Here is a 7,625-nt window from a genome sequence, read left to right on the forward strand (position 1 = left end):
ATCGGGAACCTGTCGGAGGCGGTCGGCGCGCACCGGCTGGGCACCGCCCACCGGACGCGCGGTCCCGCCGGGGAGCTGGACGGCCCCTACCTGCCGGTGGACCTGGCGGCCAACGCCGCCAGCCTCGGCGCCGACGTGCTGCGAGCCACCGACCGGGAGTCGCTGCGCGAGGCGCTGGTCACGGCGCGGGCGGCCGGCCGGACCACCGTCGTGTACGTCGAGACGGTCCCCGGCCCGGCCCCGGACACCACCGCCTGGTGGGACGTCCCGGTCGCCGAGGTGTCGCGTGACCCGGTGACGAGGGCGGCGCGGGAGCACTACGAGGACGCCAAACGCGACCAGCGCCCCTACCTGTGATGGGCTGGACGGCGGCGTTCGCCGCGACGGCGATCCTCTTCGTGCTGATCAGCGGGGCCAACGACGGGGCCACCCTGATCGGGCTGGGGCTGCGGTTCCCCCGCGCGCCGGGATGGGCGGTCACCGCGCTCCTCGCGGCGGTGCTGTTCGCCGGGCCGTACGTCATGGGCGTCGCGGTCGCGCGGACCTTCACCGGGAGGCTCACCGAGCTGGACGCCCCCGGCGGCGCGGCGGCGTTCCTGGCCGGAGTGGTGATCGCGGTGGTCGTGGTCGCCGTCCTGTCCGGCCGGGGACTGCCGACCAGCCTGACGCTCGCGGTGATCGGCGGCATCACCGGGGCCGGACTCGGCTCGGGACTGCCGGTGTCGTGGTCCGGGCTGGCCGCCGTGCTGGCGGTCGGGCTCGGCGCGCCCCTGGTCGGCCTGGCCCTGGGCTACGCGCTGGGGACCGTCTCGCGCCGTGCGCCGTCCAGCAGGGGGATGCCCCGGCTCGTGCTCGCCGCCCACCTGCTGGCCTACGCGGCCCAGTGCGCCGCCTACGCGGTGAACGACGGCCAGAAGATGATCGCGGTGGTGAGCGTCGCGGTCCGCGTGGGCCACGACGGGCCGGGAGCGGTCGGGCCCGTCGAGGTCCCCCCGGCGTGGATGGCCGTCCTGGTGGCGCTGTTCCTCGTCGGCTCCCTGAGCAGCCTCACCCGCGTGGGAGAGCGGCTGGGCCGCGGGCTGGTCATCACCCGGCCGCTGCACGTCGTCTCGGCCGAGGCGGCGGCCACCGGCGCCGTCCTGGGCAGTTCCGCCCTCGGCAGCCCGGTGAGCATGACCCAGTCCATCACCGCCGGAGTCATCGGCGTGGCGGCGAGCGAGGGAAGCAGGAGAGTGCGATGGCAGAGCGTGCTGAGCATGGGCACCGCGTGGCTGGTCACGCTCCCGGCGTCGATGACGCTGGGTTGCCTGGCCGGGCTCGCGCTGAGGTTGCTGTGAGCGGCGCGGCCGGGCGAGCCCGGCGGTTCACCCGGGTCTGGGACGACCTGCGGGGCCGGTCGGGACGACGGGTGATGGACCTGGTCCGCAGGCAGATCGTCGTCGCGCGGACCGGGGCCGTGCTCGCCTGCTCGACGGCCTCCGGCGAGACCGACCGGTCCGCCGCGCGCACCCGGATGGCCGAGGTGGAGCACGAGGGCGACGCGGCACGGGCCGAGCTCATCCGGGCCCTGCGGCGGACCCTGGCCACCCCCATCGACCGGGAGGACCTGTTCCGGCTCTCCCGCTCGGTCGACGACGTCCTGGACCACCTGCGCGACTACGTGCGCGAGGCCGACCTGTTCGGCCCGGCGGACCTCTCCTTCGCGGCCGAACCGCTGCAGGCGGTGATCGACGGACTCGACGAGCTGGACCGGGCCCTGCCGAAGGTGTTCGACGACCCCGGCTCGGTCACCGTGGCCGTGCTGGCCACGCGGAAGGCGTGCAGCCGGGTCCGCCAGCTCTACCAGACCCGGCTCACCGAGCTGTTCTCCGGACCGCTGGAGATGGACACGCTGCGCGAGCGCGAGCTGCTCTCGCGCCTGGACGCGGTGGGCCGGCGGCTGGGCGAGTCCGCCGACGCGCTCGCCGACGCGATGCTCAAACGAAGTCACTGACCACGACAGACCCCGCCAAGGAGCGAAGTCCGCAAGACGGGCGGACCACACACCGCGGTGCCCCCCCGTGACCCCCCGAAGGAAGTGTCCATGGCTGTTCTCACCAAGACAGAGCCGCCGCCCGCCCCGCCGAGACGGCGCAGGCTGGTGTACCGGCTCCGCGTACTGCGCCACGACCCCACCGCCGTGCTCGGTCTGATCCTCGTCATCCTGCTCGCCTACCTCGTGGTGGCGCCCCTGATCGCGGTGATCTCCGACGCCTTCCGCCTGCAGTACGGCGACGACGTGCACGCCGGGCAGCGGGCCGGCGAGTGGACCGGCTACTACCTGTGGCGGGTCTTCCGCTCCCAGATCAGCGGCCTGCTGTTCTGGGAGCCGCTGCTCAACACGCTGGTCGTCGCGGTTGGCACCACGCTGTTCGCGCTGATCCTCGGCGGCGGCATGGCGTGGCTGGTGACGCGGACCAACGTGCCGGGCCGCAAATGGCTCGCCGGCGCGCTGGTGGTCCCCTACATGCTGCCGTCGTGGACCTTCTCCCTGGCCTGGCTGTCACTGTTCAAGAACGAGCGCGCCGGCGGACAGGTCGGCTTCCTGCAGGCACAGGGCGTCCACACACCCGACTGGCTCGCCTACGGCGCGCTGCCGATCATCGTCACGCTGGGGCTGCACTACTACCCGTTCGTGCTGCTCCTGGTCGGCAACGCGCTGCGCCGCATCGACGTGCAGCTGGAGGACTCCGCGAGGGTCCTCGGCGCCCCGCGGCGCGTCGTCATCCGGCGGATCGTGGTGCCGCTGATGCTCCCTGCGCTGTCCTCGGCCGTGCTGCTGGTGATCGGCCGGGTGCTCGGAACCTTCGGCACGCCGTACGTCCTGGGTCTGCCCGCCGACTACCGGGTGCTGTCCACCGGGCTCTTCCAGTCGATCCGGGACCGCAGCACCGGCGTGGCCTCCGTGATCGCCACCGTCATCGTGGTCATCGGGGTGCTGATCGTCTTCACCGACATGCGGCTGATGCGGGAGCACCGCCGGTTCGTCACCGTGGGCGGCAAGGGGGCGATGGACCGGCTGAGCGATCTGCGCGGCCGGCGCTGGCCCGCCTTCGCCCTGGGCCTGCTGGTCTTCGTGGTGAGCGTGCTGGTGCCGGTGCTCACGCTGCTGCTGTCCACGGTCACCCGGACCCCGCTGGACCTGTCCACCTTCACCCTCGACTACTGGCTCGCCGAGCGGCTGCCCGGAGCGGTCGGCTTCCCGCACGGGGTCCTGCGCGGCTCCGAACTGTGGGATGCGGCCTGGAACTCGCTGCGCGTCGTCGGCCTGGCCTCGCTGGTCTGCGCGGTCGCCGGCCTGCTGGTCGGGTACGTCGTGGTGCGCGGGACGGCCCCGCGGATCGCCGGCTTCCTGCGCCAGGTCTCCTTCCTGCCCTACCTCGTCCCCGGCATCGCGTTCGCCGCCGCCTCGCTGTCGCTGTTCGCCGTCGCCCGCGGCCCGCTCCCCGCGCTGTACGGCACGACGTTCCTGCTGATCCTGGTGATGGCCGTGACGCACCTGCCGTACAGCTCGCGCTCGGGCATCGCGGCGATGACACAGCTCGGCCGGGAGCCCGAGGAGGCCGCGCAGATCGCCGGGGCGTCCTGGTGGCAGCGGATGCGCCGGATCGTCTTCCCGATCCAGAAGGGCGCCCTCGTCACCGGCGTCGTGCTGCCGTTCATCTCCGGACTCAAGGAGCTCAGCATTGTGATCATGCTCACCACCACGGGGACGCAGTTGCTGACGACGCTCTCGATCGGCCTTGTGGACTACGGATACACCCAGCTCGCCAACGCGGTCGTGCTCATGATCGCGTTGGTCTCCTTCACCATGACGTACCTGACCCAGCGCCTGACCAACAGCAGCCTGGCGTCGGGTCTAGGAGGATAGATGCCGGCCATCACGTTGCGCGGAGTCGCCAAGAGCTACGGCGGCGGCGACTACGCCGTGAAGAACCTCGACCTCACCGTCCCCGACGGCGCGTTCATGTGCCTGCTCGGCCCGTCCGGCTGCGGCAAGACCACCACGCTGCGGATGATCGCGGGACTCGAACAGCCGACGTCGGGCACCATCGCCGTCGGCGACCGGGTCCTCGACTCCGTCGAACGCGGCCTCTACGTCCCCCCGGAGAAGCGCGGCATGGGGCTGGTCTTCCAGAACTACGCGCTCTGGCCGCACCTGTCGATCCGGGAGAACGTCGAGTTCGGCCTGCGCATGCGCAAGGTCCCCGCCGCCGAGCGGCGGTCGCGGGCCGAGGCGGCGCTGCGGATGGTCCACGTCGACGCCGCCATGGACCGCTACCCCTCCCAGCTCTCCGGCGGCCAGCAGCAGCGCGTCGCGCTGGCCAGGATGCTGGCGGTCAACCCCTCGGTGCTGCTGCTCGACGAGCCGCTGTCCAACCTCGACGCCCGGCTCCGCCTGGAGATGCGCGCCGAGCTCAAACGCATCCACGAGGAGTCCGGCGCGACGATCGTCTTCGTCACCCACGACCAACTGGAGGCCCTCACCATGGCCACCGACATCGCCGTCATGAACGAGGGCGAGCTGCAGCAGCTCGCCGCCCCGATGGACATGTACGCCAGGCCGGCCAACCGGTTCGTCGCCGAGTTCGTCGGCAGCCCGCCGATGGCGATCGTCGACGCCGGCCCCTCGCCCACCGGGCCGGCCGCCTCCCTGCTGCGCTTCGCGGAGTCCCGGGGGACGCGGGTCCCGCCCGCCGCCGTCGGCATCCGGCCGGAGGCCCTGCGGCTGGGCTCCCCACCCGACTCCGCCTGGCGGGAGGAGGCGCTGGTCGAGGCCGTGCTGCCGGCCGGCTCCTCCTGGACGGTACGGCTGCGCGTCATGGACACCGAGCTGTACGCGCTCTCCTACACCCCGGTCCAGGCCGTCCCCGGTGACGTGTTGACCTGCTGGACCGAGGAGATGCACCTGTTCGACGCGGACGGCGTGCGGATCCCCTTCCAGGACCCCGCCGAGGGTCCCTCCGAGGGCCCTTCCGAGGACTCCTCCGCCGACAGGGTGGAGGCCGGCGCGTGATCCGGCCCAAAGCGCTGCTGCTGGACTTCGGCGGGGTGATCGTGGAGACCGCCAGGCGTCCCTCCTGGGCGGCCGAGCTCGCCGCGGAGGTGCACGAGATGCTCGGCCGGGCCGGCTTCACCGGCCTCCGCGCCGACGAGGTCGAAAGCGACATCAGAGCGGGCGCGCGCGCCGACTCCTACTGGAAGGACTCAACCTCCCGGCAGCTCGCGCCCCGGGAGATGACGCACCGCGGATTCTGGGCCGACTACGTCGCGGCCGACTGGCCGGAGCAGGCCCGCGCGCTGGTGACGGCCGAGGCGACCCCGCTGTGCCGGCGGATGGGGGAACTGCGCAGCGACCGGAAGATCCGCCCCGGCATGGAGGACCTCCTGGCAGCCTGCCGGGAGCACGACGTCCGGCCCGCGGTCGTCAGCAACGCGCTGTGCGGGACCGTCCACCGCGACTATCTGGCCGGCGGCGGCCTCGACCGCCAGATGGCCGTGCAGGTCTACAGCGACGAGGTCGGCGTCCGCAAACCCAACCCCGAGATGATCTGGATCGCCTGCCGGGCACTGGGCGTCGACCCCGGGGACGTCTGGTACGTCGGTGACAACCACGACCGCGACGTCGTCTGCGGCGCCCGCGCCGGGGCGGGGGCCACCGTGCTGATGGTGTCCCGCAGCACGGAGGAGATCCCGTACCCGGTGCGGCAGCGTCCCCACGCCACCGTTGAGAACCCGTACGGCCTGCTGAGCCTCCTGGAGGAGACATGGACGTGAACACCTCGCGAGAGTTGGCCGCCATCGCGGTCGAGGCGGCCAGGGCGGTCGGCGACCGGCTCAGAGGCGCCTTCCGCTCCCGCCCCGAGGTGCGGACCAAGCGTGACTTCCACGACCCGGTGACCGAGCACGACAAGGCGGCCGAGGAGCACATCCGCGAGATCCTCGACCGGCGCTGCCCGGACAGCGTCGTGGTGGGCGAGGAGGGCGGGTCCCGGGGAGAGGGCGCGGTCAGCTGGTACGTCGACCCCATCGACGGCACCGCGAACTTCGCCGCCGGCCTGCCGTTCTTCTGCACCTCCATCGCGGCGGCCGTGGACGGCGAGGTGGTCGCGGGCGTCGTCTACGACCCGGTCCGCGACGACGAGTTCACCGCCTGGCTCGGCGGGGCCTTCTGCAACGATGAGCCGATCCGCAGCTCCGGGGCGCGCACCGACCGGGAGGCGATGCTGCTGTCGAGCTACCCCAGCCCGCGCGACCTGGGATGGGAGGGGGACGCGGCGCTGCACCGCTTCGCCCGGATGGTCGGGGCCTTCGCCTCCACCCGCCGGCCGGGCAGCGCGGCGCTGAAGCTGGCGCACGTCGCCGCCGGATGGGCCGACGTCGCCTACGGCACGCACGTCAACGCCTGGGACGTGACGGCCGGGTCGCTGCTGGTCAGGCAGGCCGGGGGCGTCTACATCCCGCTGGCCGGCAGCGTCTTCGTCCCCGGCGGCTATCTCGCCTGCGTCGGCGGGTTCGACCTCGCCGGCTCGGTGATGGCCGAGGTCGCCCCGGAGGGGTGGGACGCGTGATCCGCTGGATCGTCACCGACCTGGACGGCACGCTCGTCGGGCGGGACCTGGCCATGGTGCCCGCCAGCCGGGACGCCCTGCGCCGCTTCCGCGAGGCGGGCGGAGAGGTGGTCATCGCGACCGGGCGGATGGAACGGTCGGCGCGCCGCTACTACGACGAGCTCGGCCTGGAGGGGGCCGCGATCCTCTACAACGGCGCGCGGACCGTGAACCTCGCCATGGGATCCGTGCTGCGCTCCCGCCACCTGCCGGAGGCGGCCTGGAAGACGCTGCTCGGCATGTTCGGGGAGCTTCCCGAGGGCGTCCACCCGGTGGTGTTCTCCGGTGGTGAGGCGCTGGCCGTGCACGACGCGCCCGAGCTGCGCGACTTCGCCCGGCGGGACGGGATCACGCTGCGCGACCCGGGCGACTGGGCGGCGGTGCCGCCCGGCGGGGTCACCAAGTGCATGCTGATCGGCGACCGGCTGCCCGACTGGCGGATCGAGGGGACCGTCATGGTGCGGTCCGAGGCGACCTACCTGGAGGTGCTGCCGCCGGACGCGACCAAGGGAACCGCTCTCCGGGAACTGGCCGCGGCCCGGGGCGTGCCGATGGCGCACATCGCGGCCGTCGGGGACAACCCCAACGACATCGACATGATCGCGGCGGCCGGGCTCGGGGCCGCGGTCGGTGACGGGCACCCCGACGTCCGGGCGGCGGCCGACGTCGTGGTCGGGGCGTGCGCGGACGGAGCCGTCGCCGAGGTGGTGGAGATGGCGCTCAGGGCCGGCGCGCGGCCCTGAGGCCGGGCCCGGGGCGCCTGCCAACGTCCGGCACCGGGGCACCCGTCAGGCCCCGGCACCCCCGGCACCGGGGGTGCCGGCCGTCGCCCCGGCCAGGCGCCTGAATTCGTCAACGTGGAGACCGGCGCGCCATGGGCGCGCGGAGGACAGCGCGCCGTGGGCGCGCGGGAAGCGGGATCGTGAAGAACATCACCCACTGGATCGGCGGAGCAGCCGTCGAGGGCGGCGACGG

The 7,625-nt window shown here is 73.3% G+C and carries 7 protein-coding genes and 1 pseudogene; all 8 read left to right on the forward strand.

Features of this window, described 5'->3' with window-relative positions; all coding sequences use genetic code 11:
* A pseudogene (locus tag AB0D67_RS38560) lies at positions 1-357 on the forward strand (3D-(3,5/4)-trihydroxycyclohexane-1,2-dione acylhydrolase (decyclizing)); the annotation flags it as partial.
* On the forward strand, positions 357-1,337 hold the full coding sequence (locus tag AB0D67_RS38565; protein ID WP_362947242.1) for an inorganic phosphate transporter: 981 nt from the start codon (positions 357-359) through the stop codon (positions 1,335-1,337). The pseudogene AB0D67_RS38560 and the gene AB0D67_RS38565, both read left to right, overlap by 1 nt.
* Positions 1,334-1,993 carry a DUF47 family protein gene (locus AB0D67_RS38570; protein WP_362947244.1) on the forward strand — a complete coding sequence of 220 codons (660 nt, stop codon included), beginning with the start codon at positions 1,334-1,336 and terminating at the stop codon, positions 1,991-1,993. Before AB0D67_RS38565 ends, AB0D67_RS38570 begins: the two co-directional genes overlap by 4 nt.
* A gap of 90 nt (positions 1,994-2,083) precedes the next feature.
* Positions 2,084-3,910 (forward strand): iron ABC transporter permease, encoded by a 1,827-nt coding sequence (locus AB0D67_RS38575; protein ID WP_362947247.1) that lies wholly within the window; start codon positions 2,084-2,086, stop codon positions 3,908-3,910.
* Positions 3,911-5,056 (forward strand): ABC transporter ATP-binding protein, encoded by a 1,146-nt coding sequence (locus AB0D67_RS38580; protein WP_362947250.1) that lies wholly within the window; start codon positions 3,911-3,913, stop codon positions 5,054-5,056. It abuts the gene before it with no gap.
* Positions 5,053-5,817 carry an HAD family hydrolase gene (locus AB0D67_RS38585; protein WP_362947252.1) on the forward strand — a complete coding sequence of 255 codons (765 nt, stop codon included), beginning with the start codon at positions 5,053-5,055 and terminating at the stop codon, positions 5,815-5,817. Before AB0D67_RS38580 ends, AB0D67_RS38585 begins: the two co-directional genes overlap by 4 nt.
* Positions 5,808-6,611, forward strand: a complete 804-nt coding sequence (locus AB0D67_RS38590) for an inositol monophosphatase family protein (RefSeq protein WP_362947255.1) — start codon at positions 5,808-5,810, stop codon at positions 6,609-6,611. The genes AB0D67_RS38585 and AB0D67_RS38590 overlap by 10 nt, the downstream gene beginning before the upstream one ends.
* Positions 6,608-7,393: an HAD hydrolase family protein gene (locus tag AB0D67_RS38595; RefSeq protein WP_362947257.1), complete on the forward strand. Its 786-nt coding sequence runs from the start codon at positions 6,608-6,610 to the stop codon at positions 7,391-7,393. The genes AB0D67_RS38590 and AB0D67_RS38595 overlap by 4 nt, the downstream gene beginning before the upstream one ends.
* Positions 7,394-7,625: the final 232 nt, after the last annotated feature.

This window comes from Streptosporangium sp. NPDC048047, from assembly GCF_040653115.1.
Taxonomy (GTDB): Bacteria; Actinomycetota; Actinomycetes; order Streptosporangiales; family Streptosporangiaceae; genus Streptosporangium.

Bases quoted from the DNA above. Each gene is read 5' to 3' on its own strand.
- AB0D67_RS38575 (WP_362947247.1), top strand. From the start codon at position 2,084: ATGGCTGTTCTCACCAAGACAGAGCCGCCGCCCGCCCCGCCGAGACGG.
- AB0D67_RS38590 (WP_362947255.1), top strand. From the start codon at position 5,808: ATGGACGTGAACACCTCGCGAGAGTTGGCCGCCATCGCGGTCGAGGCG.
- AB0D67_RS38580 (WP_362947250.1), top strand. From the start codon at position 3,911: ATGCCGGCCATCACGTTGCGCGGAGTCGCCAAGAGCTACGGCGGCGGC.
- AB0D67_RS38565 (WP_362947242.1), top strand. From the start codon at position 357: ATGGGCTGGACGGCGGCGTTCGCCGCGACGGCGATCCTCTTCGTGCTG.